The organism is Sphaerotilus sp., from assembly GCF_031429695.1.
Classification (GTDB): domain Bacteria; phylum Pseudomonadota; class Gammaproteobacteria; order Burkholderiales; family Burkholderiaceae_C; genus Sphaerotilus.
In genome coordinates this window covers 1-24,533 of the sequence record NZ_JANPAB010000108.1, presented here as the reverse complement: position 1 = coordinate 24,533, position 24,533 = coordinate 1, and the positions used below count along the sequence as shown (strand labels likewise).

Genomic DNA, 24,533 nt, shown 5'->3' with positions numbered 1-24,533 from the left:
TCAGAACTCCTCGGTGTCGATTTCGGTCTGGGTGGCGGCGTTGTAGCGGGCGCCGCGCACGGTGTCATGGTGGATGAGCGTGTCCAGCCGCTGCATCTGCGCAGGGGTGAGCATGACCTGCGCCGCGCCGAGATTCTCTTCGAGGTGGGCGATGGAGGTGGTGCCGGGGATCGGCAGGATGTGCTCGCCTCGGTGCAGCAGCCAAGCCAGCGCGAGCTGCGCCAGCGTGCAGCCGGCCTCATGCGCCACCTCGGCGACACCGTCGAGCAGCACCAGGTTCTCGGCGTAGTTCGACGGCGCGAAACGCGGCATGGCGCGGCGGATGTCCTTGGCGTCGAAGGCCAACACGTCACGCAGCGTGCCCGGCAGGAAACCGCGTGCCAGCGGGCTGAACGCGACCAGCGTAGCGCCGAGTTCGCGGCAGGCGTCGAGCACGGCGATCTCCGGGTTGCGCGTCCACAGCGAATACTCGGTTTGCACCGCCGCGATCGGATGCACCGCGTGCGCCCGCCGCAGCGTCGCCGCCGACACTTCGGACAGGCCGATCGCGCGGATCTTGCCCTCCTGCACCAGCTCGCCGAGCGCGCCGACCGAGTCCTCGATCGGCACCGACTGGTCCCAGCGGTGCAGGTAGTACAGGTCGATCACGTCGGTGCGCAGCCGCTGCAGCGCCGCCTCGCAGGTCGCCTTGAGCGTGGCGGGCCGGCCGTCGATGACGCGCTTGCCGTCCACACCGGTCATGCCGCACTTGCTGGCGAGCGTGAAGCGGTGGCGGTGCGGCGCGAGCACGCGGCCCACCAGCGTCTCGTTGGCGCCGAAGCCATAGAGCGCCGCGGTGTCGAAGTGCGTGACGCCCAGGTCGAGCGCCCGCAGCAGCAGCCCCGCCGCGTCGTCCGCCGACGGCGGGACACCGTAGGCGTGGCTGAGGTTCATGCAGCCGAGGCCGATGGTGCGCGCAGCCATGGCCGGTCAGCCCGCGTCGAGCTGCTGTTCCAGCGCGTGCAGCACCTGGTAGCAGGCCAGCACGCCCTCGACGCTCGAATTCGGCTGCCCGCCTTCGCGGATTGCGGCGAAGAACTCGCGGTCCTGCAGCTCGATGCCGTTCATCGACACCGCCACCTGCGACACGTCGATCTTCTCTTCCTTGCCGGTGTACAGGTCGTCGTAGCGCGCCAGGTAGGTCGCGGTGTCGCCGATGTAGCGGAAGAAGGTGCCGAGCGGGCCGTCGTTGTTGAAGGACAGGCTCAGCGTGCAGATCGCGCCGTTGGCGGCTTTCAACTGGATCGACATGTCCATCGCGATGCCGAGCGCCGGGTGGATCGGGCCCTGCACTGCGTTGGCCTTCACGATCGGCGAGCCGCACTGGTAGGCGAACAGATCGACCGTGTGCGCGGCGTGGTGCCACAGCAGGTGGTCGGTCCACGAGCGCGCCTGGCCCAGCGCGTTCATGTTGGTGCGGCGGAAGAAATACGTCTGCACGTCCATCTGCTGGACGTTGAACGCGCCGGCCGTGATCTGGTGGTGGACGTACTGGTGGCTCGGGTTGAAGCGCCGGGTGTGGCCGCACATCGCCACGAGACCCGATTCCTTGGCCACGCGGACCACCTCCTCGCCCTCGGCCAGCACGTCGCACAGCGGGATCTCCACCTGCACATGCTTGCCCGCCTTCAGGCACGCCAGCGTCTGCGAGGCGTGCATCTGCGTCGGCGTGCAGAGGATGACGGCATCGACTTCGGGCAGCGCCAGCGACTCGTTGAGGTCGGTCGTCACGTGGCCGATGCCGTACAGGGCGGCGGTCTCGCGGGTCTTGTCCAGGTCGCGGCTGATCAGCGAGACGACTTCGACGCCGTCGATGTTCTTGATGCCGTCGAGGTGCTTGATGCCGAAGGCGCCGGCGCCGGCCAGCGCAACGCGGATGGGGCCTTGATGCGGAGTGCTCATGTCAGAGAGTCCTTGAATGGGGTTCGAAGAATGGGGTTCGAATCGGGTTCAACCGTTGTTCTCGAGAATGGCGTGGCCCACCGCCGTGTTCGACGCGGGCACATGGTAGAAGCGGTGGCTCAGGGTCGGCGCCGGGCCGCCGTTCACGTCCGCCATCGCGCCACGGGCGATCAGCCACATGACCAGCTCGATGCCTTCCGAGCCAGCTTCGCGCACGTAGTCGATGTGCGGCGTGGCGGCGGCGGCCTCCGGATCGGCGATCAGCTTGTCGAGCCAGGCGTTGTCCCACTCGCGGTTGATCAGCCCGGCACGCGGCCCCTGCAACTGGTGCGTCATGCCGCCCGTGCCCCAGATCTGCACGTTCAGCGGCTGGTCGTAGCTCTCCACGGCCTTGCGGATCGCCTTGCCGAGGTTGTAGCAACGGCGGCCCGATGGCACCGGGTACTGCACCACGTTGACCGCGAACGGGATCACCGGGCACGGCCACGCCTCGGGCTGCCCGCACATCAGCGACAGCGGCACGGTCAGGCCGTGGTCCACGTCCATCTTGTTGACGATGGTCAGGTCGAAATCGTCCTGGATCACCGACTGCGCGATGTGGGCGGCGAGTTCCGGGTGGCCGATGACCTTCGGCACGGGACGCGGCCCCCAGCCCTCGTCGGCCGGCGTGAACTCGGCCGCGCAGCCGATGGCGAAGGTCGGGATCATGTCCAGGCTGAACGCGGTCGCGTGGTCGTTGTAGACCAGGAAAATCACGTCGGGCGTGTTGTCCTTCATCCACTGCTTGGACGGCTCGTAGCCCTTGAACAGCGGCTGCCAGTACGGCTCCTGGGTCTTGCCGAGGTCGATGGCGGCGCCGATGGCCGGGACGTGCGAGGTGTAGACGGAGGCGGTGATGCGGGCCATCTCAGGCACCTGCTTTCTGTTGCGGGCTTGGCTGGTGGGCCGCGCCTTGCGGCTGGTTCTGGGGCTGGGCGTCGCCGTTTTCGCCCAAGTAGCGGTTGCCCTCGATGGAGCGGCCACCGCCGAGCATCATCGCCATGTACTCCTCCTGCGTCATGCCCGTCATGCTGGCGGCCATGTACTGGAAGCTCTTGCCGTCGGTGGCGCCGATCTTGGCGAGAAAGTAGATGTTGCCGCCCGCGGCGATGCAGCGGTTCAGGTCGCGGGTCAGCACGCCCTGCTTCTGCTCCTCGGTCATCGGCCACTCGTCGAGGTAGGCGCGCTCGTCGGCCTTGAACCGCTCGCGGTTGGCCGCCTTCATCAGCGACATGCAGAACTGGTTGAGGTGGTAGCCCTTACGCGACTGTTCCGCGTCGAAGATGGTCGTGCCGGGCACGTCCAGATAGGGTTTGTCGAGTGCCATGGAAAACTCCTTTTCAGGGTGCGACGCAGCGGAAGCTGCTCGCCGATTCGAGGTCACCGCCCTGGTAGCGCGCCACCTGCGGCCACGCGCACAGCGGGCGGGTGCGGGTCTTGGACCAGTCGGCGGGGACTTCCTTGTTGGCGGGGTTGAGGCTGGCAGTCAAGGCTTGCGGCGCCTGACCCTTTTCCACCCAGTCCACCAGGGCGCCGAGTGCATCGAACTGGTCGGTGGCCGGGCCGCCGCTGCAGTGCGCCATGCCGGGCACGCTGTACAGGCGCGAGAACGCGGCGCCGTCCGCCCCGGCGTTGGCCTGCAGCTTGCCGAACCAGCGTTGCGTGTCGTTGATGGAGAACACTGCGTCGCTGTTGCCGTGGTAGACGATCAGCTTGCCGCCGCGCTGGCGGAAGGCGGCGAGCTTCGGGTCATCGACATCCGGCGGCGTCATGAACTGCATGGACGATTCGGTGTGCAGGTCATTGCGGGCAAAGATGCGCGGCGCATCGGCGTCGAAGCTGAACTTGGTGAGGAAGTTCAGCAGTGCGGCCGGCGTGCCGTTGGTCATCGTCGGCGGAGTCGTGAAGACGTAGGCCAGGGAACCGGCGCCCATCGTCGCGATCAGCGGCAGCTTGTCCCACGGCGGGATCTGGCTTTCCATTTTCCAGAAGCGCCAGTTGCCCGACCCCATGCCGGCGTCGAACGACCAGTCGCTGTACAGCGCCTCGCCCTTGCTGTTGCGTGGGCCGGCGAAGGCGCGGTTCAGCGCCGTGACCTGCGTGGCGCTCAGGCACTGCGCGGTCTTGGCACCGCTGCACTGCAGGTCCGCCAGCTTGAACACCGACTGGCAGCGCGCCAGATCACCCACCACGCCGTCGGCCGCGCCATCGAGTGCGTCGCACTTCTCCAGCACCTTGGCCGCGACCAGCTTCATGTCGTCCGTGGTGAACGCCTTGCGGATGTCCGGGTCAGCCGGGTTGACCATCTGCCAGCTCTGCACGTCCCAGGCGTGCTGCACCGCCGCCTTGGGCAGGTTCAGGCCCGGCGCGCCGGCGAGGATGCCGTCATAGCGGTCGGCGTAGCGGGTGGCCGCGACCAGCCCGTGGCGACCGCCGTTGGAGCAGCCTGCCATGTAGTTGCGCACCGGGGCTTGCCCGTAGTGGCTGGTGATCACCGACTGGGCGACGGTGAACATGGTGTCGTTGGCGGTGTAGCCGTAGTCGCGCCGGGCCTGCGGGTCGATGCCGAAGGCATTGCCCTGCGCCAGCGCAAACGCCTTGTTGGAGGGGTCGGCCTCGCTGTGGCCCGAGTCCGAGCTGATCACCGCGAAGCCGCGCTGCAGGCCGTTGGTGGACAGCACAGGCAGCGCACCGAGTGCCGGCACGACCTTGCCGTCGTTGCCGCCGTTGACCTGGTGCAGGAAACCCTTGTTCCAGTGTTGCGGCAGGCGCATCTCGAAGCCGATGGCGTAGCGGTTGCCGTCCACGCCGGTGCGCTCGTTGGCCACGCCGGTGACCTGGCAGTGGGCGGGCGTGCCCTTGTCGTCGGCAGCGACTTCCTTGGACGCGGTGATGCGGACGTTCTTCAGCGATGCCAGCGCGGTCGGCAGCTCGGCGCAGGCCACCGGCGTGGCGCGCATCGCCGTGGTGCTGCAGGCGGACAGTGCCGCAGCGGCGATCAGCGTCAACGCGACGCGGGTGGTGGTGTTCGTGCTCGGGTTCATGGGCTTGTCTCCTCGTGGTGTGTCGTGCTGTGCTGTGACACAGACTCAGGCGCCGGTTTCGTCCGGCCAGTACAGGCGCATCGGGTTGTCCACCAGCAACTTGTGCTGCAGCTCGGCGGTCGGCGCGATGTGCGGGATGAAATCGACCAGCAGGCCATCGTCGGGCATGTGGTCCTTCAGGTTCGGGTGCGGCCAGTCAGTGCCCCAGAGCACGCGATCCGGGAACTCCTCGACCACGCGGCGGGCGAAAGGGATCACGTCGGTGTAGGCGTTGCGTTCGCCGCCCAACGCATTCGGGCCGGTGAAGCTCAGCCGCTCGGGGCAGCTCACCTTGCTCCAGACGTTCGGGTGCTGGCGCATGAACTCCAGGAACAGCGTGAACTCCGGCCCGTCGATCGGCTTGGACACGTCCGGGCGGCCCATGTGATCAACCACCACGGTCGTCGGCAGCGCGGTGAAGAAGTCCCACAGCTCGGGCAGATCGACCGCCTCGAAGTAGATGACGACGTGCCAGCCCAGCTTGCCGATGCGGGCGGCGATCTCCATCAGCTCGTCCTTGGGCGTGAAGTCCACCAGCCGCTTGACGAAGTTGAAGCGCACGCCGCGCACGCCGGCCGCGTGCATCGCCTGCAGTTCGTCGTCGGTGACGCTGCGGCGCACGGTGGCCACACCCCGTACCTTGCCGCCCGAGGACACGCAGGCGTCGAGCATGGCGCGGTTGTCGGCGCCGTGGCAGGTGGCCTGCACGACGACGTTGCGGGCGAAGCCGAGGTGGTCGCGCAAGGCGTACAGCGCGTGCTTCGAGGCGTCGCACGGCGTGTACTTTCGCTCCGGCGCGTAGGGGAACTCGGCGCCCGGGCCGAAGACGTGGCAGTGCGCATCGACGGCGCCTGCGGGCAACTGGAACGCGGGCTTGGTCGGGCCGGCATACCAGTCCATCCAGCCTGCGGTCTTGGTGAAATCACCGGTGGTGGGTTTGCTCATGGCGTCTCAGTCCTTGTGCTTGCTGTCGTTGACGTGATCAAGAAGGCGGTCCGCCTCGGTGCGCCAGTCGGCGCTGCGGGCGAATTCGGGGGTGCCGCGGGTGCCGAACAGGCCGGCGTCGCGCACGGTTTCGGCGACCTCCCGCACTTCCTCGCTGCGGCGGCGGCCGTGTTCGATGGCACGCTGGAAAAAATAGGCGGCCTGCTTTTCCCAGTAGATGCCGGGAAACGTCTCGTGCAGGCTGGCGATCACCGCGTCCTCGACACCGTAGTGCCGGGCCGTGGTGAAGCTCTCGATGACCATGGCTTCGAGGCCCTTGACCATCACGCGGTGACGGCGGACACGATGAAATCGGACTGCCCCGCCAGCGCCGCGTGGCTGCTGTGCAGGACCACGCCGTGCGAGGCGGCATGGGTGCGCAACGGCGCCCCCGCCTCGCCCGCCAGCTTCAGGTCAAAGGCGTGGACGGCCACGCCCTGCGCGCGCAGATCCTCGGCCAGGATGTGGCCGACTTCGCCATAGCCGACGAGGCCGCCGCGCCAGAACTGGGAGTTGCTCATCGCCGGGTCACCGCTAGATCAGTCGATGTAGCGCAGGCCGGCTTTTTCCAGCGGCTCGCGCATCTTGTACATGTCCAGCCCCAGCTCGCCCGCGGCGAAGCGGGCGCGCTTCTCGCCCTCGAAGCTCTCGCGCTTCTCGGCCGCGTCGGCCACCTGCTGCGCCATCCCGGCGGGCACGACGACGATGCCGTCCGCATCGGCGATCACCACATCACCCGGGTTCACCAACGCACCGGCGCAGACCACCGGGATGTTGACCGAACCCAGCGTGGCCTTGATCGTGCCTTTGGCGTGGATCGCCTTGGCGAAGACCGGGAAGCCCATCGCCTGCAGCTCGTCCACGTCGCGCACGCCGCCATCGATGATCAGGCCCTTGGCTCCACGCGCCTGGAAGCTGGTGGCCAGCAGGTCGCCGAAGAAGCCGTCGGTGTTGTCGGTGGTGCAGGCGGCCACGGCGACATCGCCCGGCTGCAACTGCTCGGCAGCGACGTGCATCATCCAGTTGTCACCGGGTTGCAGCAGCACGGTGACGGCCGTGCCACAGATCCGGGCACCGGTGTAGATGGGCCGCATGTACGGCTTCATCAGGCCGACGCGGCCCATGGCCTCGTGGATGGTGGCTACACCGAAGCGCGACAGCTTGTCGACGGCGGCCGGATCGGCGCGCACGATGCCGCGTTTGACAACGCCGAGCTGGTTCATCAGGGAAGTCATGGTCAGAGTCCTTTGGCTTTGAGCGCGGTATCGAGGCGCGAGAACACGCGGCGGGCGTTGCCTTCGAACACCTGGTGACGCTCTTCGTCGGTCAGGTTGGAGGTCGCGGCGACATAGCGTTTCGTGTCGTCGTAGTAGTGGCCGGTTTCCGGGTCGATGCCGCGCACGGCGCCGATCATCTCGCTGGCGAACAGGATGTTCTTGACCGGGATCACCTTGGTCAGCAGGTCGATGCCCGGCTGGTGGTAGACGCAGGTGTCGAAGTAGATGTTGTTGAGCAGGTGCTCGGACAGCAGCGGCTTCTTCAGCTCCTGCGCCAGCCCGCGGAAACGGCCCCAGTGGTAGGGCACCGCGCCGCCGCCGTGCGGGATCAGGAACTTCAGCGTCGGGAAGTCCTTGAACAGGTCGCTGGTGAGGCACTGCATGAACGCCGTCGTGTCCGCGTTCAGGTAGTGCGCGCCGGTGGTGTGAAAGCAGGCGTTGCAGCTCGTCGAGACGTGGACCATCGCGGGGATGTCGTACTCGACCATCTTCTCGTAGATCGGGTACCACGACTTGTCGCTCAGCGGTGGCGAGGTCCAGTGGCCGCCCGACGGGTCCGGATTCAGGTTGATGCCGACGTTGCCGAACTGCTCGACGCACTTGACCAGCTCGGGGATGCAGGTCGCCGGATCCACCCCGGGCGACTGCGGCAGCATCGCGGCCGGGATGAAGTGGTCCGGGAACAGCTCGGCCACGCGGAAGCACAGCTCGTTGCAGATCGCGGCCCAGGTGCTCGACGTCTGAAAATCGCCGATGTGGTGCGCCATGAAGCTGGCGCGCGGGCTGAAGATGGTGAGATCCGAGCCGCGCTGCTTCATCAGCTTGAGCTGGTTGGTCTCGATCGACTCGCGCAGCTCGTCGTCGCTGATCTTCAGATCAGCCGGGTTCGGCGCCTTGGACGGGTCTTTCAGCGCGGCGATCTGCAGATCGCGCCAGAGGCCGAGGGCGGCCGGGGCGGTGGTGTAGTGGCCGTGGACGTCGATGATCATGGGGAGTCTCCTGGGGTAGCCGGGTGAAAGTCGGGGGTTCCGGCGTCAGGCCGGGTCCATGCCCTGGCGGCGCTTGGCGTCGGCCGTCTGCGGGGAAGTCATGAAGTCCAGCAGGGCGCGCACCGCGTCCGCCTGCGCCGTGCCGGCACAGACGCCGGCGGAAAACGCCGTGGTGATCTGGATGGCGGCCGGCAGCGGGCCGAGCACGTCGATGCCGTCGAGGTTGATCAGCTCGCTGAACTGCTGGAAACCGAGTTCGACCTCGCCGCGTGCCACGAGCAGGCCGACCGGGACACCGGGCGGCGGCGTGACCAGCCGCGCGGCGATCGCGTCGGCGATGCCCCAGCGCGCGAACAGCCTGGCCAGCGCCACGCCGCTCGGGCCGGTGGAGTAGCTCACGCTGCGGGCGGCCAGCACCGCGGCGCGCACAGCGGCCTCCGAGCCGATGTCCGGCCGCGGCGCCCCTGCACGCACGGCCACCGCCACGCCGGAATGCACCAGATCGACCTTGCTGTCGGCCAGCACCCGGCCGGCCGCGATCAGCTTGTCGATGGCGTCGGAGGCGAGGATCACCACGTCGAAAGCCTCGCCGGCCAGCACCCGTCTGGCCGCGTCCACTCCGCCGACCGATTCGATGGCCACGGCGGCACCGGCGCCAGCGCCAGCGGCATAAGCAGCGACCAGCTCGGCCAGCACCTGGCGGGTGGCCATCGAGGAGATGCCGCGGATCGCCGGAGCGGTCGAGGGGGACAGGGTGGACGGCATGGGGTCGGCGCAGAAGCAATGGGATGCGCGGATTCTGGCGATCCCGCACCATGCCGAACAGGGGGCACTGTCACTATCTGCTATATCAATCCGGCATATCCAGAGGAACCCAGTCACCCGCGCACCGCCGCGGTGCTACGCTGACCGCACCGGAACCACCGCAGAGGATCCACCGATGAGCCCGACCCACCCGGAAGCACCGGTCGCCCCGGACACCCCCGCGCTGCACGGACTGGCCGCCGTGTCTGCGGGCCTGACCGGCTTCGGTCTGGTCCTGTGGATCGCCGCGAACTGGGACACGCTCGGGCGCACAGGCCAGTTCGCGCTGCTGCAGGTGGGCGTGGTCGGCGCCTGTGCGCTGGCCTGGCGCCTGCGGGCGGCCCGGCCAGCAGCGGGGCTGCTCGCCTTGCTGGGCATCGGCGGACTGTTCGCGTTTTTCGGGCAGACCTACCAGACCGGCGCGGACGCCTGGCAGCTCTTTGCGCTGTGGGCCGTGCTGGCGGCGCCGCTGGCGCTTGGCGTGCGCAGCGACGTGGTCTGGGCGCCCTGGTCGCTGGTTGCACTGACGGCGGTGACGCTCTGGGTGCAGGCGCACACGGGACACCGCTGGCGCACCGACCCGCGGGATCTGCCGGTCTACCTGATCGGCTGGGCCGTGGCGATCGGCGTCTGTGTGCTGTCCGGGCCGGCGCTGCGCCAGCGTCTCGGCACCGGGCCGTGGTCCTTCCGCGGCAGCGTGACCCTGACGGTGGTGATGGTCAGCGCAGCGGCACTCTGGGGCCTGTTCGACCGCAGCGTGTCGCCGCACTACGCGCTGGGTCTCGTGCTGCTGGTCGCTGCGGCCGCGGTGCTGGGTCGGCCCGCGGGATTCGACGTGTTCGCACTCAGCGCCGTGGCGCTCGGGCTGGACACGCTGCTGGTGGCAGGCCTCGCGCGCCTGGTGTTCGAGTCCGGTGGCGGCGACACCGTGGGCCGCCTGCTGCTGGTGGGGGTGTGCGCAGCCGGGCTGCTGGCGTTCAGCGTCTCCCTGATTCTCAGGCTCGTGCGGCGCCCGCTGGCGCAGGGAGTTTCAGCATGACCGCCCATCCCGCCGAGCGACCCTGGCCCGTCGTCCTGCTGACCGCACTGGGCGCGTGGCTGGCCACCCTTCCCTTGGCCGGTGTCGTCGGGCTGCTCCTGGGCGACCTGCTGGTGTCCGGCATCGGGCCCTACCTCGTCGGGCCGCTGCTGCTGGTCGGCGCCGGCGTGGTGCTGCGCGCGCAAGGGGTCGGGCCGTTTGTCGAACAACTGGCGGTGCCGATGCTGCTGCTGGGCGGCGTGACGCTGGGCTTCGGGCTGTACCGCGACATGGCGGTGCCCAGCGCTTCGCTGGTGCTGGCGGCCGTGGCACTGGGGGTGGCCGCGCTGATCCGCGGGGCGTGGCTGCAGGCACTGCTCGGCGCCTGCGCGGTCGGGTTGCTGCTGGCGGGCGTGGGCACGCACGGCAGCCGCCACTGGGGGATCTGGCTGGCCACGCAGGCGGCCGTTCTGCTGTGGACCGTGCTGTCGGTGTGGACGGCCGACCGGCACGGCACCCGGACACTCGACGCCATCGGCACCGGCTGGATCCTCGCCACGCTGGTCGCATCGGCCGCCGGCTCCGGGATGACGTTTCTGGTCGGCGCGGTGGTCGATGCGCAGGGGGATCTGGGGTCAGGGGGGTTCACCGCGGTCAACGGATGGTGGTCCTGGCAATCGGGGGCGTCGGTGGCGCTGGCCGCTGCAGCCAGTGCTTTGCTCTGGCTGCGCAGGCCAGCCATGAAGCGCCCGTGGTGGGCAGGTGCCATGGCCGTGGGTCTGGTGCTCGCTGGTTTCATGCCGTGGCTTGGAGCCGTGTGGTGGGTGGTCGCCTGGTGCGTCACGGCACGGCAACCCAAACACAAGCGCGCCGTGGCCGCAGGACTGGCGGCGGTGTGGATCGTCGGCGCGCTCTACTACGCGCTGGACTGGCCGCTGACGACCAAGGCCGCCGTGCTGGCCGGCACGGGCGCGGGCCTCGGGCTGCTGGCGTGGTGGGGTCTGCACGCCAGCCGTGCTGCGCCGATCGCCGCGGCGGCCCCGGGGGCCTCGTCGCCAGACCGCGCCCGCCTCGGGATCCTGCTGAGCGCCGTGGCGGTGCTGGTGACCGCCAACGGCGCCATCTGGCAGAAGGAAGACCTCATCGCCCACGGCCGCCCGGTCTTCATCGAGCTGGCGCCGGTCGATCCCCGCGCGCTGATGCAGGGCGACTACATGGCGCTGAACTACCGGCTCGGCGACACGCTGCGCGGCCAGCTCGACGGCGCCGACCGCTTGTCGCCGCCCCAGGTGCTGGCCCGCGTCGATGCGCGCGGCGTGGCGCAACTGGAGCGGCTGCTGGACACCCCGCCCGGCGCCGCCCTGCCCGCCGACACGCTGCGCATCGCGCTGGCGCCCAAGGGCGGCCGCTGGGTGGTGGTCACGGACGCCTGGTTCTTCCGCGAAGGCGACGGCCAGCGCTGGCAGGCCGCGCGCTACGGTGAATTCCGGGTCCAGCCGGACGGGCGTGCGCTGCTGGTCGGTCTGGTGGACGCGGCGCTGCAGCCGATCCGGCCAGCCGCCCTCAACCCGGCAGCGAGTGCGCCGCAGCCGCCTGCGGCAAGCCCCGCGCCAGTTCCTCCAGCAAGCGGCGGGTGAGGCGGATCAGCGGCGTGCTGCGCTGGCGCGACGACGCCGCCAGACACAGCACGCTCGGCAGGCTCGGCGCCACGATGGGCCGCACCGAGAGCACATCCGCCCGCCCGGACGCCGCCACCGCGCTGGCCGTGAGCACCGCGTGGCCATAGCCGGCGCAGACGAGGTCGATGATGGAGGCGATGCTCGACACCTCCCACGCGATGTCCAGCGCCAGGCCGGCCAGCATCGCCTGCGTGTCCAGCAGCCGCCGGATCACGTGCGCACGCTCCGGCAGGACCAGCCGCACCGCCGCCAGTTCGGCCAGCGGGATCGGCCCGCGCGCCACCGAGGCACCCGGCGGTGCCCGCTGCACCAGACACAGCCGCTCTTCCAGCACGGGCGCGATCTCCAGCCCGGGCTGCACGTCCGGGTTGAACAGCAGGCCCAGATCGACCCGGCCCGAGGTGATCCATTCGGTGATGTGGGTGGACAGGCCTTCGACGATCGCCAGCCGCGCCTGCGGCATGCGGCGCTGGAAGCCGTCGATCAGCGGCACCGTGAGCTGGCGGCCGATGGTGGGCGGCAGGCCGACCGTGATGCGCCCCAATGGTTCGTCGCGGGTCGCGGCCATCTCGTCACGCGCCAGTTGCACCCGCCGCAGGATGCCCACGCTGTGCTCGAACAGCCGGTGCCCGGCCTCGGTCAGGACCACGCCGCGGCCGTTGCGCAGCAAGAGCGTCTCGCGCAGCTCGATCTCCAGCGCCCGCACCTGCCGGCTCAGCGCCGATTGCGCGATGTCGAGCACCACCGCGGCCTTGCTGAAACTCTGGAGTTCGGCGACGTGGACGAAGTAGTCGAGTTGCTTGAGGTCCATGGCGCGATGATTGCACGGTGCTACGCTCACCCTCCCTGCTGTTTTCTCGCCGTTCCGTGCTGCCTCCACCATGACAACCCTGACCTTCGACGACAACGAAACCCTCGACGCCGCCCGCCTGCGCAACGTGCACGACGCCCTGCGCGAAGACATCGGCCGCTGCGACTGGACCGCGATGCTGGTGCCTGCCGAGCGCGCCGTGCACGCCCGGGTGATGGCCAAGGAACACGGCGTCCTGTGCGGGCGCGACTGGTTCGACGCCTGCGTGCTGGCCTGCGATCCGGCGGCGCAGATCGAGTGGTTCCTGTCCGAAGGGGACGCCTTCACCGCCACCACCGAGGTCTGCCGCATCCGCAGCAACGCCCGCGCGCTGCTGAGTGCCGAGCGCTCGGCGCTGAACTTCCTGCAGATGCTCTCGGGTGTGGCCACCGTGACACGCAGCTATGCGGACGCCATCGCCGGCCTGTCGCCGAACCCGCGCGGCTGCCTGGTGCTGGACACCCGCAAGACGCTGCCCGGCCTGCGCCAGGCGCAGAAGTACGCGGTGCGTGTGGGCGGCGGGGCCAACCAGCGCATGGCGCTGTGGCACGGCATCCTGATCAAGGAAAACCACATCGCCAGCGCCGGCAGTGTCAGCGGCGCGCTGCGCGCCGCCCAGGCGTTGCACTCGGGCGTGTCGATCCAGATCGAGGTGGAGAACCTCGCCGAGCTGGAAGAAGCCCTGCAGGCCGGCGCCACCAGCGTGCTGATCGACGATTTTTCCTTCGACGACATGCGCGCGGCCGTGGCCCTGAACGCCGGGCGTGCGCTGCTGGAGGTCTCGGGGGGCGTGGACATGAGCACAATCCGCGAGATCGCCGCCACCGGCGTGGACCGCATCTCCATCGGCCGCCTGACCAAGGAAGTCCACGCGATCGATCTGTCGATGCGTGTCCTCGGCTGAGCCACCTTGTGCGATCAAACGTGATTTAGTTGGCATTTCAGCGCCATCTGATCAACGTCGATCCACAAGACTGAGGATGCCCCGAAGCCGGGGCCTTCCCAGAATCTCCTCACTGCCCACCACGGCGTGTTGCCGTCCCTCCCCGGACAGCCAAGGAGATTCTCATGGCCACCAGCAAGCCCCCCGTCCCCGCGACAAGCATGCACCCCACGACCACCGGCTCCCCGGCGGACATCGAGGCCACCGCCGCCGCGGTCGGCCACGGCCTCAGCAGGGCCGTCGCTGGCGCGCAGGGCCATCTGGCCGCCCGGGCCGTGCCCAGCACCAACCTGACCAGCGAACTCAACAACATCGACTTCCGCAAGATGATCGGCGGGCCGCTGCAAGCGGCGGTCGATGCGCAGGTCGCGTCTTCGCTGGCGACGGTCAACTTCATCAACAACGTCGGTTTCGAAACCGCCGAGGACGGCAAGAAGACCCTGGTGATGGTCGACTTCAGCCACACCCGCAAGGACGTCGATGCAGAGGGCAACGAGGTCAACAAGGAGGTCGCCATCCGGGTGCCGCTGCTGGCGATGCTGCCCATCCCGAGCCTGCGCATCGAGCACGTGATCATCGACTTCAAGGTCAAGCTGAACTCGGTCGAATCGTCGAAGGTGTCCGACAAGCTCGGCGTGAGCGTGTCGGCCGGTGGCGGCTTCGGGCCGGTCAACTTCAAGGTCTCGGCGTCGTATGAACGGCAGACGTCGACCGGCGTCGAAGTCAAGAAGGAATACGCCCTGACCGTCAACGTCAAGGCGGTGCAGGACGAGATCCCGGCCGGGCTGGAGAAGATCCTCAACATGCTGGCCGCCTGACCGCCGCTGCGAGACACCGCCATGTCCGAGATCACGCTGTCCGACTACACCGGCTACATCTTCCGCGAGCTGATCAAGGCGCGGCAGATGTCGGACGAGTACGCCCGGCAGGTCGCCCTCGCCTACGCACAGGATCCGGTGCTGCAGCACTTCACGGCGCCCCGCTTCAAGATCCCGAAGATGGAGCTGACCATTCCCGTGCTGATCGCCGGGGCGCGCTACACCTCGACGCTGAAGTTCACGATGCCGGCGCGCACCTTCGTGGACTTCATCGGCGGCAAGCTCGCCAGCATCGAGTACACGCTGCGCGCCGCGGGCGGCCGGATCCTGGTCAAGCCGGACCTCATCAAGCTGGAGTTTCTGAACCGCAAATCCACCAGCGCACCCGCCAGCCGCGGCGACAACCCGCAGAGCAGCGGCGAGGCCATCAAGCTGCTCCACGAGGCCCTGCTCACCAGCAACGACCTGGGCCACCCGGAGGGCATGGTGAGCTTCGCCTGGGGCACGATCCTCCAGCTGTGGCTGAACGAGCGCAAGCTGGTCGAGCTGTACCAGAAGTACAGCCCGAACAACGAGCTGTCCAAGCAGGCCTACAGCGAGATCCTGGCCGGCATCAAGGGCGCGGTCGTGGTGGACAAGGTGGGCATCGACAACCTGCTGGTCGATCCGGAAACCAACCTCATCAAGAACGGCAGCGACGCCACCTCGGTGTTCACGATCAAGGCCGAGCTGATCGAGGAAGGCTTCTTCGTGCGCTCGGTCCGGGACGACACCACCGGCCAGGTCAGCCAGATCGTCGAGTTCGAATGACACCGGACCGGTGACCCCCCATGCGGCCGATCCTGCACCACCAGCTCGCGCAGACCGACACCCTGCTGGTCGATCTCGGGCGGCTGCTGACGCGCTACAACACGGGCGATGGCGAGGTGGACAGCGCAGTGTCCAGCCTGCTCGCCTCGGCTGCGGCGCTGTACGAACGCCAGGGCCGGCACGACCTGCAGGCCCGCTTTCTGGCGATGGGCGCGGAGCTGGTGACCGCCCGCCGCGGCACCGATCCGGCCACGCTGGAGCCGATGCGCCCGCGCCGCGAGGGGGTGCGCCGCACGGTGTTCCGGGTGCTGACCGCCGCCGAAGCACAGATCGGCACGGACTACCGCCAGACCCTGTCGAAGCTGGACGCCCTGCGCGAACAGCTCGGCGCGCTGCTGGCCACCGGGCTGGAGCGTGGGCTGCTGCAGCCGCTGCTCGGCAGCGGCCCGCCCGATCAACCCACGCTGCAGGCGATCTGGGCTGCGCTGACCCGCGACACCGGCACGGGCGGCGCTGCGCTGCGCATCAACCTGCAGTACGCGGTCTACGACGTGCTGCTGCTGATCGACGATCTGCTCGCGCCGCTGCTGCGTCCGGCCGCTCCGGGCTGAATCCTGCCGGCGTCAGTGCGTCAGCGTCTGCCGCACCGCCCGCGCCCACTGCGCCATCAGCTCGTCGGCGCGGTCGCGCGCCATCGTCGGCAGGAAACGGCGCTCCACGCGCCACTGCGCCGACAGCTCCTCCCGGCTGTGCCACACCCCCGTGGCCAGTCCCGCGAGGTAGGCCGCGCCGAGCGCCGTCGTCTCCGTCACCTGCGGGCGCACGACCGGGATGCCGAGCAGATCGGCCTGGAACTGCATCAACAGATCATTGACACAGGCGCCCCCATCGACGCGCAGCTCGGTGACGGCCGCGCCGCCATTGGCGACCGCATCGCGGCTCAGCGCCTGCAGCAGCGCGGTGGACTGGAACGCGATGCTCTCCAGCGCGGCGCGGGCGATGTGCGCGACCGTCGTGCCGCGGCTCAGGCCGACGATGGCGCCGCGGGCGTCCGGCTGCCAGTACGGCGCGCCCAGCCCGGTGAAGGCCGGCACGAACATCACCCCGCCCGCGTCCGGCACGCTCTCCGCCAGGCCCTGCACCTCGCCGCTGCCGCGGATCGCGTTCAGCCCGTCGCGCAGCCACTGCACCACCGCGCCGCCGATGAAGACGCTGCCTTCGAGCGCGAACTCGGGCGTCGGGCCGGTCTGCGCCGCACTCGTCGTGAGCAGGCCGTTGTGCGACACGGGGCGCTGGGTGCCCGTGTGCATGAGCATGAAACAGCCGGTGCCGTAGGTGTTCTTGGCCAGTCCCGCCGTGAAACACGCCTGCCCGAACAGCGCGCTCTGCTGGTCGCCCGCCATGCCCGCCACGGGAATCGACACACCGAACAGCGCCGCGTCCGTTTCGCCGAACACATGGCTCGACGGATGCACAGCCGGCAGCACCGATGCCGGGATGTCCAGCCGCGCCAGCATCGCCGCATCCCAGCGGTTGGCGCCGATGTCGAACAGCATCGTGCGCGACGCATTGCTCACGTCAGTGGCGTGGACGCGGCCACCCGTCAACTGCCACAGCAGCCACGCATCGACTGTCCCGAATGCCAGCTCGCCGCGCTCCGCCGCCGCCCGCGCCCCCGACACCTCGTCGAGCAGCCAGCGCAGCTTGGTCCCTGAGAAGTACGGATCGACCACCAGTCCGGTCGTCGCGCCAATCGCCTCCGCCAGCCCCTGCACCCGCAGTTCGGCGCACAGCGGCTCGGTGCGGCGGTCCTGCCAGACGATGGCGTTGTGCAGCGGCCGGCCGGTGCGGCGGTTCCACAGCAGCGTGGTTTCCCGCTGGTTGGTGATGCCGATGGCGGTGATGTCGCGGGCGGTCAGGCCGGCCAGCGCCAGCGCGGCGTGGGCGGTGGCGAGCTGGGAGGTCCAGAGGTCGTCCGGGTCGTGCTCCACCCAGCCGGGCTGCGGAAAGATCTGGCGGAATTCGCGCTGCGCCTGGGCGACGATGCGGCCGGTCTCGTCGAAGACGATGCTGCGGGAGCTGGATGTGCCCTGGTCGAGGGCAAGGATGTACGGCATGTGGGAACTCCTTTCGCGGTCGAGCGGCGGCCTCAGGCGATCTCGCACTGCACGCCGGCCTCGGCCAGCAGCGCGGGGAACGGCTCGGGTGGCGCACTGTCGGTGTAGAGCCGGTCGAGGTCGGCGAAACGGGCCACTTCGACCATCGCCGGGCGGTTGAACTTGACGTGGTCGGCGGCGAGCCAGACCTCGCGCGACTGGGCAATGATGGCCCGCGCCACCGTCACCTCGCGGTAGTCGAAGTCGCGCAGCGTGCCGTCGGCCTCGATGCCGGAGATGCCGATCAGGCCGATGTCCACCTTGAACTGGCGGATGAAATCGACCGCCGCCTCGCCGATCACGCCCCGGTCCCGCGGACGCACCACGCCACCGGCCACGATCACCTCGCAGTCCGGGTTGGCGCAGAGGATGCCGGCGACGTTCAGGTTGTTGGTGATGACGCGCAGGCCGCGGTGCTGCAGCAGCTCGCGTGCCACGGCCTCGGTGGTCGTGCCGATGTTGAGCAGCAGCGAGCAGCCCTCGGGCACGGCGCGGGCCACGGCGCGGGCAATGCGCTGCTTGCCTTCGGCGTTGAGGGTTTCGCGCTGGCGGTAGGCGAGGTTTTCGGTGGTCGAGCCGGGCAGGCGCACGCCGCCGTGAAAACGCGCCACCAGCCCGGCCTCGGCCAGCAGCTTCACGTCGCGGCGCACCGTCTGCAGCGTCACGCCGAACCGCTCCGCGAGCGCCTCGACCGTGACCGAGCCGCCCAGGCGCACGGCTTCCAGAAGATCGGATTGGCGGGGATTCGGTGTCATGGAAGCGCAGCCTACACAGGCGCAAAACGAACACAAACCGGGTAAATACTCACACTTGAATCGGGTGTCTGCGGTTAAAACGAAAAAAGGCGATCAAAACGAAATCAAAGAAATCAAAAACGAATCGCAAAACCACAAAAACGAACTCCATTGCTTACCACGCCCATGACGCCATGACGGCCAGCGACACCCCCCCAGACTGCGACGTGCTCATCGTCGGCGGCGGCATCAACGGCGCCGGCATTGCCCGCGACCTGGCGGGGCGGGGCTGGCGCGTGGTGCTGGCCGAGCAGGACGACCTGGCCTCGCACACCTCGTCCTCGTCCACCAAGCTCATCCACGGCGGGCTGCGTTACCTGGAGTACCGCGAGTTCTCGCTGGTGCGCAAAGCCTTGCAGGAGCGCGAGGTGCTGCTGAAAAGCGCCCCGCACATCATGTGGCCGCTGCGCTTCGTGATGCCGCACGACCCGTCGATGCGCCCCGCGTGGCTAATCCGGCTCGGCCTGTTCCTCTACGACCACCTGGCGCGGCGCGAGGTGTTGCCCGGCTCGCGCGGCATCAACCTGCGCACCCACCCGACCGGCGCCCCGCTCAAGCCCGCCTTCACCCGTGGCTTCGTTTACTCCGACGGCTGGGTGGACGATGCGCGGCTGGTGGTGCTGACCGCACTCGATGCACAGGCCCAGGGAGCGCACATCCTCACCCGCACCCGCTGCACCGCCGCCGTGCGCAGCGCCGACGGCTGGCGCGCGACGCTGCAGTCCGGCGATGGCCGCGCACACACCGTGCAGGCGCGGGCGCTGGTCAACGCGGCAGGCCCCTGGGCGGAATCCTTCCTGCGCCAGCAAGCCCAGTCCGCCCGCGGCGAGGCGCTGGCCACCCGCAGCCTGCGTCTGGTCAAGGGCAGTCACATCGTCGTGCCGCGCTGCTTCGAGCACGACCACGCCTACATCTTCCAGAACCCCGACAAGCGCATCATCTTCGCCATCCCCTACGAGGGCGATTTCACGCTGATCGGCACCACCGACCAGGAACTCCACGGCGACCCGCGCGGCGCCCGCATCGACGTAGACGAGATCGCCTACCTGTGCGAACAGGCCAGCCGCTACTTCACGCGCCCGGTCCTGCCCGCCGACGTGGTGTGGAGCTACTCGGGCGTGCGGCCACTGCTGGACGACGCCTCGGGCGATCCGTCCGCCGTCACGCGCGATTACCTGCTGGAGAGCAACACCGACGCCGCGCCGCTGCTGAGCGTGTGGGGCGGCAAGATCACCACCTTCCGCAAGCTGGCCGAAGACGCCGCCACCGAGGTCGGCCAGATGCTGGGTGACGCCCGCCAGCCCTGGACCGAAAGCCGCACGCTGCCGGGCGGCGATTTCCGCGACTGGATCGGCACGGCGCAGCGGCCCGACACCGATTTCGAGCGCCTGGTGCTGCAAGTCCAGCAACGCCACCCGTGGCTGCCGGTGCGGCTGGCGCGGCGGCTGGCGCGGGCGTATGGCAGCCGGATCGGCGCGCTGCTGGCGGGCGTCCACGACCTCGCCGGTCTGGGCGCCGAGATTGCACCAGGGCTGCACGAGGCCGAGCTGCGCTTCCTGCAAGCGACCGAATGGGCCACCTGCGGCGACGACGTGCTCTGGCGGCGCAGCAAGCTCGGGCTGCACTACAGCGCCAGCGAACGCCAGCGCGTGCAGGACTGGATGGCCGCCGCACCGCCACCGCCGAACGATTGCCCCGACAAGAACCCTTCCAAGATGAAAGCCTTTCCATGCAGTTGACCTTAGAGGGCATCGGCAAGCGGGTCGGCGCCGAGACCTGGTTGCACGACATGACGCTGGCCCCGCAGCCCGGCGCCGTCACCGTGCTGCTGGGCGCGACCCAGGCCGGCAAGACCAGCCTGATGCGGATCATGGCCGGGCTGGATGCACCGACCACCGGGCGGGTGCGGGTCGATGGCCGCGACGTGACCGGCACGCCGGTGCGCGAACGCAATGTGGCGATGGTCTACCAGCAGTTCATCAACTACCCGTCGATGACGGTGTTCGACAACATCGCCTCGCCGCTCAAGCTGCGTGGCGACCGAGGCGACGCGCTGCAGCGGCGGGTGCGCGAAATCGCGGCGCGGCTGCACATCGAGGTCTTCCTCGACCGCCTGCCCGCTGCACTCTCCGGCGGCCAGCAGCAGCGCGTGGCCCTGGCGCGGGCGCTAGCCAAGGACGCACCGCTGATGCTGCTGGACGAGCCACTGGTGAACCTGGATTACAAGTTGCGCGAAGAGCTGCGCGAGGAGTTGACCCAGCTCTTCGCCGCGGGACAGTCCACGGTGGTCTATGCCACGACCGAGCCGGGCGAGGCGCTGCTGCTGGGGGGTTACACCGCCGTGCTGGACGCGGGCGAGCTGCTGCAGTACGGCCCGACCGCCGAGGTGTTCCACCGGCCGAAGTCGATCCGCGTCGCCCGCGCGTTCAGCGATCCGCCGATGAACCTGCTGCCAGCGCAGATCGTCGCGGGGGGTGCGCAATTGCGAGGGGGGCCGGTACTGCCGATGGCGCTGCCCGGCGCCGTGGGCCGCACGCTGACGCTGGGCATCCGCGCCGGCGCCCTGCGGCTGGCGTCACGCCCCGGCGACATCACCCTGCCCGGCCTCGTCGAGCTGGCCGAAATCTCCGGCTCGGACACGTTTGTCCACGTCCACACCCTCGTCGGCGAACTCGTCGCGCAGCTCACGGGTGTCCACGATCTGGCGATCGGCACCGCCGTGACGCTGCAGGTGAGTCCGGCGCAGGTCTACGCCTTTGACACCGCCGGCGATCTGCTGCTCGCACCGCAACGACCGCAAAGGCCACAAACGCCAGGAGGAACGCGCTGATGGCCCGCATCGAGCTTGATCTCGCGCACTCGTACAAGCCGAATCCGAACCCGAAGGACGACGCCGACTACGCCCTGCTGCCGCTGAAGATGACCTTCCACGACGGTGGCGCCTACGCGCTGCTCGGCCCCTCGGGCTGCGGCAAGACGACGATGCTCAACATCATGTCGGGCCTGCTCGTGCCGTCCCAGGGCACGGTGCGCTTCGACGGCGAGGACCGCACCCGCGCCACGCCGCAGCAGCGCAACATCGCCCAGGTGTTCCAGTTCCCGGTCATCTACGACACGATGACCGTGGCCGAGAACCTCGCCTTCCCGCTGAAGAACCGCAAGGTGCCGATCGACCAGATCCGGCAGCGCGTCGGCCAGATCGCCGAGATGCTGGAGATGAGCCACCAGCTCGACCAGCGCGCCGCCGGCCTGTCGGCGGACCAGAAGCAGAAGATCTCGCTCGGCCGCGGACTGGTGCGGCCGGACGTGGCAGCGGTGCTGTTCGACGAGCCGCTGACGGTGATCGACCCGCACCTGAAATGGCAGTTGCGCCGCAAGCTCAAGCAGATCCACCGCGAGCTGAAACTGACCCTGATCTACGTGACGCACGACCAGGTGGAGGCGCTGACCTTCGCCGAGCAGGTCGTCGTGATGACACGCGGCCGGGTGGTGCAGCTCGGCTCGCCCGAAGCCCTGTTCGAGCGGCCCGCGCACCGCTTCGTCGGCCACTTCATCGGCTCGCCGGGCATGAACTTCCTGCCGGACGGTGACCGCACGCTCGGCATCCGGCCCGAGTACGTGACGCTGCATCCACCCGGCACCGTCGGCACGCTGGCCGCCACGGTGCAGCGGGTGCAGGACATCGGCACCTACACGGTCGTGACCTGCGAAACCGAGGGTGCGACTGTGAAGGTGCGCCTGCCGGGGGAGGCGCCCGTGCCGGCGGTCGGCGAGGCGGTCGGGCTGCAGGTGCGCAATGCCCACACCTGTTTCTATGGTCCCAACGAGGAGCTGGTGGCATGAGTGCCCTGAACGCCCCGATCAAGCCCGTCAACCAGAAAGCCTGGTTCCTGATCCTGCCGATGCTGGTGTGCGTGCTGTTCTCGGCGGTCGTGCCGCTGATGACGGTGGTGAACTACTCGGTGCAGGACATCATCAGCCCCGAGCGGCGCGTGTTCGTCGGCACCGAGTGGTTCGCCTCCGTGATGCGCGACGAGGATCTGCACGCCGCGCTGTGGAACCAGTTGCAGTTCTCCTGCGCCGTGCTGCTGGTGGAGCTGCCGCTGGGCATCGCGCTGGCCCTGTCGATGCCGGCAGACGGCTGGAAAGCATCGGCCACGCTGGTGATCGTGGCACTGTCGCTGCTGATCCCGTGGAACGTGGTCGGCACGATCTGGCAGATCTTCGGCCGCGCCGACATCGGCCTGATGGGCGCGGCGCTGCAGGGGCTGGGCATCGCGTACAGCTACACCGGCAACGCCACCCACGCCTGGCTCACCGTGCTGCTGATGGACGTGTGGCACTGGACGCCGCTGGTGGCGCTGCTGGCCTATGCCGGGCTGCGCTCGATCCCCGATGCGTACTACCAGGCCGCCCGCATCGACGGCGCCAGCAAGCTCGCGGTGTTCCGCTACATCCAGCTGCCCAAGATGCGCGGGGTGCTGATGATCGCCGTGCTGCTGCGCTTCATGGACAGCTTCATGATCTACACCGAGCCCTTCGTGCTCACCGGCGGCGGTCCCGGCAACGCCACCACCTTCCTCAGCCAGTACCTGACGCAAAAAGCCGTTGGCCAGTTCGACCTCGGCCCGGCGGCGGCGTTCTCGCTGATCTATTTCCTCATCATCCTGCTGTTCTGCTTCGTGCTCTACAACTGGATGCAGCGCCTCGGCCAGACCGCCCAGACCACCAAGGAAGGAGCCGGCCATGCATGAGCACCGCTTCCACAAACGCTCGCTGTTCCTCCTGGCCTACATGGTGTTCGCGCTGCTGCCCATCTACTGGATGGTGAACATGAGCTTCAAGACCAACAGCGAGATCGTCTCCAGCTTCAGCCTGCTGCCGCAGCACTTCACCTGGGCAAACTACGCGCTGATCTTCACCGACCCTTCCTGGTACTCGGGCTACATCAACAGCCTGATCTACGTCGGCATCAACTCGGTGATCTCGCTGACCGTGGCGCTGCCGGCGGCCTATGCCTTCAGCCGCTACACCTTCCTCGGCGACAAGCATGTGTTCTTCTGGCTGCTGACGAACCGGATGACACCGCCCGCGGTGTTCCTGCTGCCCTTCTTCCAGCTCTACAGCACCGTCGGGCTGATGGACACGCACATCGCCGTGGCGCTGGCGCACCTGCTGTTCAACGTGCCGCTGGCGGTGTGGATCCTGGAGGGCTTCATGTCGGGCATTCCACGCGAGATCGACGAAACCGCCTACATCGACGGCTACAGCTTCCCGCGCTTCTTCCTGACGATCTTCCTGCCGCTGATCAAGGCGGGGGTGGGCGTGGCGGCGTTCTTCTGCTTCATGTTCAGTTGGGTCGAGCTGCTGCTGGCGCGCACGCTGACCAGCGTCAACGCCAAGCCGATCGTGGCGACGATGACGCGCACCGTCAGCGCCAGCGGGATGGACTGGGCGACGCTGGCCGCCGCGGGCGTGCTCACCATCGTGCCGGGCGCGATCGTGATCTGGTTCGTGCGCCACTACATCGCCAAGGGCTTCGCGATGGGCCGGGTCTGACCCACCGCACCAAGGAGACATGCACATGTTCGACTGGATGTTCTGGACCACCCCGGTGGCCGTGTTCTTCACCTGCATCGGGCTGATGCTCGTCGGCATGACGGTGTGGGAACTCCGCTCGCCCACCACGCTCCGCAGGGGCTTCCTGCCGATCGAGACGACCCGCGGCGACCGGCTTTTCATCGGCCTGCTGACCGCCGCCTACCTCAACCTGGTGTTCATCGGGCTGGCGGGCAAGTTCGCCGAATGGTTCTCGCTGAACGAGGAGCCGAGCATCTGGATCAGCTTCGTGCTGTCGATGGCCGCGCTCGCGCTGGTGATGCGCAAGGGATAGCCATCCGCTTGCGACGCTTCAAGGTTTCAGGACATTCGGCCGGTGCTGTTCCGGGGTCGGGTGTTCTTTCAGATGGCCGGGGCAGCTCCAACGAGGAGACGCACATGAAGACGAAGACGCAGACCCAGAAAACCACCCTGCAGACGCTGTGCCACACTGCCGTGGCGCTGGCGGCGATGGTGGCGGTCGGTCAGCCGGCCTACGCCGACGAGGCCGCCGCCAAGAAATGGATCGACAGCGAATTCCAGCCCTCCACGCTGAGCAAGGACCAGCAGGCCGCCGAGATGAAGTGGTTCATCGACGCCGCCGCCAAGCTCAAGGCCAAGGGCATCAAGGAAATCTCGGTCGTCTCCGAGACGATCACGACCCACGAGTACGAATCCAAGACGCTGGCCAAGGCCTTCAGCGAGATCACCGGCATCACCGTCAAGCACGACCTGATCCAGGAAGGCGAC

The 24,533-nt window shown here is 68.6% G+C and carries 26 protein-coding genes and 1 pseudogene; 13 read left to right on the top strand and 14 right to left on the bottom strand.

Annotated elements, in window-relative coordinates; all coding sequences use genetic code 11:
• The 11 genes from RMP06_RS20615 to RMP06_RS20565 are packed head-to-tail and all read right to left on the bottom strand — an operon-like array spanning position 1 to position 9,078.
• Positions 1–963, bottom strand: coding sequence for an aldo/keto reductase (locus RMP06_RS20615; RefSeq protein ID WP_310463667.1), 963 nt, complete (start codon positions 961–963; stop codon positions 1–3).
• A gap of 6 nt (positions 964–969) precedes the next feature.
• Entirely contained in the window at positions 970–1,941 is a 972-nt protein-coding gene (locus tag RMP06_RS20610; RefSeq protein ID WP_310463666.1) for a Gfo/Idh/MocA family oxidoreductase, read from the bottom strand.
• 48 nt (positions 1,942–1,989) lie between these two features.
• Positions 1,990–2,847: a class III extradiol dioxygenase subunit beta gene (locus RMP06_RS20605; protein WP_310463665.1), complete on the bottom strand. Its 858-nt coding sequence runs from the start codon at positions 2,845–2,847 to the stop codon at positions 1,990–1,992.
• Position 2,848: 1 nt separating this feature from the next.
• Positions 2,849–3,307, bottom strand: coding sequence for a protocatechuate 4,5-dioxygenase subunit alpha (gene ligA, locus RMP06_RS20600; protein WP_310463664.1), 459 nt, complete (start codon positions 3,305–3,307; stop codon positions 2,849–2,851).
• Between the two features lie 13 nt (positions 3,308–3,320).
• The gene (locus RMP06_RS20595; RefSeq protein WP_310463663.1) at positions 3,321–5,024 is read right to left on the bottom strand and encodes a tannase/feruloyl esterase family alpha/beta hydrolase; all 1,704 of its coding nucleotides are present in this window, start codon (positions 5,022–5,024) and stop codon (positions 3,321–3,323) included.
• 45 nt (positions 5,025–5,069) lie between these two features.
• Positions 5,070–6,008 carry an amidohydrolase family protein gene (locus RMP06_RS20590; protein WP_310463662.1) on the bottom strand — a complete coding sequence of 313 codons (939 nt, stop codon included), beginning with the start codon at positions 6,006–6,008 and terminating at the stop codon, positions 5,070–5,072.
• Between the two features lie 6 nt (positions 6,009–6,014).
• Positions 6,015–6,332, bottom strand: a complete 318-nt coding sequence (locus RMP06_RS20585; protein ID WP_310463661.1) for a DUF1932 domain-containing protein — start codon at positions 6,330–6,332, stop codon at positions 6,015–6,017.
• Positions 6,332–6,568 (bottom strand): hypothetical protein, encoded by a 237-nt coding sequence (locus RMP06_RS20580; protein WP_310463660.1) that lies wholly within the window; start codon positions 6,566–6,568, stop codon positions 6,332–6,334. Before RMP06_RS20580 ends, RMP06_RS20585 begins: the two co-directional genes overlap by 1 nt.
• An 18-nt stretch (positions 6,569–6,586) precedes the next feature.
• On the bottom strand, positions 6,587–7,282 hold the full coding sequence (gene ligK, locus RMP06_RS20575; RefSeq protein WP_310463659.1) for a 4-carboxy-4-hydroxy-2-oxoadipate aldolase/oxaloacetate decarboxylase: 696 nt from the start codon (positions 7,280–7,282) through the stop codon (positions 6,587–6,589).
• A 2-nt stretch (positions 7,283–7,284) separates the two neighbouring features.
• Positions 7,285–8,313: an amidohydrolase family protein gene (locus tag RMP06_RS20570; protein WP_310463658.1), complete on the bottom strand. Its 1,029-nt coding sequence runs from the start codon at positions 8,311–8,313 to the stop codon at positions 7,285–7,287.
• 45 nt (positions 8,314–8,358) lie between these two features.
• The gene (locus RMP06_RS20565) at positions 8,359–9,078 is read right to left on the bottom strand and encodes a substrate-binding domain-containing protein (protein ID WP_310463657.1); all 720 of its coding nucleotides are present in this window, start codon (positions 9,076–9,078) and stop codon (positions 8,359–8,361) included.
• Between the two features lie 175 nt (positions 9,079–9,253).
• Here RMP06_RS20565 and RMP06_RS20560 point away from each other — a divergent pair, with 175 nt between their 5' ends.
• The gene (locus tag RMP06_RS20560) at positions 9,254–10,156 is read left to right on the top strand and encodes a DUF2157 domain-containing protein (RefSeq protein WP_310463656.1); all 903 of its coding nucleotides are present in this window, start codon (positions 9,254–9,256) and stop codon (positions 10,154–10,156) included.
• On the top strand, positions 10,153–11,772 hold the full coding sequence (locus RMP06_RS20555) for a GDYXXLXY domain-containing protein (RefSeq protein WP_310463655.1): 1,620 nt from the start codon (positions 10,153–10,155) through the stop codon (positions 11,770–11,772). Before RMP06_RS20560 ends, RMP06_RS20555 begins: the two co-directional genes overlap by 4 nt.
• Here RMP06_RS20555 and RMP06_RS20550 read toward each other — a convergent pair.
• Entirely contained in the window at positions 11,699–12,625 is a 927-nt protein-coding gene (locus RMP06_RS20550) for a LysR family transcriptional regulator (RefSeq protein ID WP_310463654.1), read from the bottom strand. The genes RMP06_RS20555 and RMP06_RS20550 overlap by 74 nt on opposite strands.
• Before the next feature lie 70 nt (positions 12,626–12,695).
• On the opposite strand from RMP06_RS20550, the gene nadC reads away from it, so the two are divergent.
• The 4 genes from nadC to RMP06_RS20530 all read left to right on the top strand — a co-directional run bounded on the left by nadC (position 12,696) and on the right by RMP06_RS20530 (position 15,846).
• Positions 12,696–13,568 (top strand): carboxylating nicotinate-nucleotide diphosphorylase, encoded by an 873-nt coding sequence (gene nadC / locus RMP06_RS20545; protein ID WP_310463653.1) that lies wholly within the window; start codon positions 12,696–12,698, stop codon positions 13,566–13,568.
• A gap of 164 nt (positions 13,569–13,732) precedes the next feature.
• Entirely contained in the window at positions 13,733–14,425 is a 693-nt protein-coding gene (locus RMP06_RS20540) for a DUF2589 domain-containing protein (protein ID WP_310463652.1), read from the top strand.
• A gap of 21 nt (positions 14,426–14,446) precedes the next feature.
• Entirely contained in the window at positions 14,447–15,235 is a 789-nt protein-coding gene (locus RMP06_RS20535; RefSeq protein ID WP_310463651.1) for a hypothetical protein, read from the top strand.
• A gap of 20 nt (positions 15,236–15,255) precedes the next feature.
• On the top strand, positions 15,256–15,846 hold the full coding sequence (locus tag RMP06_RS20530; protein WP_310463650.1) for a hypothetical protein: 591 nt from the start codon (positions 15,256–15,258) through the stop codon (positions 15,844–15,846).
• Between the two features lie 12 nt (positions 15,847–15,858).
• Here the strand turns inward: RMP06_RS20530 and glpK are convergent, their stop codons facing one another.
• Complete coding sequence (glpK, locus tag RMP06_RS20525; RefSeq protein WP_310463649.1) at positions 15,859–17,352, bottom strand: glycerol kinase GlpK; 1,494 nt, start codon at positions 17,350–17,352, stop codon at positions 15,859–15,861.
• Positions 17,353–17,384: 32 nt separating this feature from the next.
• On the bottom strand, positions 17,385–18,146 hold the full coding sequence (locus RMP06_RS20520; protein ID WP_310463648.1) for a DeoR/GlpR family DNA-binding transcription regulator: 762 nt from the start codon (positions 18,144–18,146) through the stop codon (positions 17,385–17,387).
• Positions 18,147–18,319: 173 nt separating this feature from the next.
• Between RMP06_RS20520 and glpD the strand changes: the two genes are divergently transcribed.
• The 7 genes and pseudogenes from glpD to RMP06_RS20485 all read left to right on the top strand — a co-directional run.
• Positions 18,320–19,924, top strand: coding sequence for a glycerol-3-phosphate dehydrogenase (gene glpD, locus RMP06_RS20515; RefSeq protein ID WP_310463647.1), 1,605 nt, complete (start codon positions 18,320–18,322; stop codon positions 19,922–19,924).
• The gene (locus tag RMP06_RS20510) at positions 19,915–21,015 is read left to right on the top strand and encodes an ABC transporter ATP-binding protein (protein WP_310463646.1); all 1,101 of its coding nucleotides are present in this window, start codon (positions 19,915–19,917) and stop codon (positions 21,013–21,015) included. Before glpD ends, RMP06_RS20510 begins: the two co-directional genes overlap by 10 nt.
• A complete protein-coding gene (locus RMP06_RS20505) occupies positions 21,015–22,028 on the top strand; it encodes an ABC transporter ATP-binding protein (protein ID WP_310463645.1) in 1,014 nt (337 codons plus the stop codon). The genes RMP06_RS20510 and RMP06_RS20505 overlap by 1 nt, the downstream gene beginning before the upstream one ends.
• Before the next feature lie 5 nt (positions 22,029–22,033).
• On the top strand, positions 22,034–22,939 hold the full coding sequence (locus tag RMP06_RS20500) for a carbohydrate ABC transporter permease (protein WP_310463731.1): 906 nt from the start codon (positions 22,034–22,036) through the stop codon (positions 22,937–22,939).
• Positions 22,932–23,744, top strand: a complete 813-nt coding sequence (locus tag RMP06_RS20495) for a carbohydrate ABC transporter permease (protein ID WP_310463644.1) — start codon at positions 22,932–22,934, stop codon at positions 23,742–23,744. The genes RMP06_RS20500 and RMP06_RS20495 overlap by 8 nt, the downstream gene beginning before the upstream one ends.
• A gap of 25 nt (positions 23,745–23,769) precedes the next feature.
• A complete protein-coding gene (locus tag RMP06_RS20490; RefSeq protein ID WP_310463643.1) occupies positions 23,770–24,078 on the top strand; it encodes a DUF2160 domain-containing protein in 309 nt (102 codons plus the stop codon).
• 176 nt (positions 24,079–24,254) lie between these two features.
• Positions 24,255–24,533 (top strand): annotated as a pseudogene (locus RMP06_RS20485) (carbohydrate ABC transporter substrate-binding protein); the annotation flags it as partial.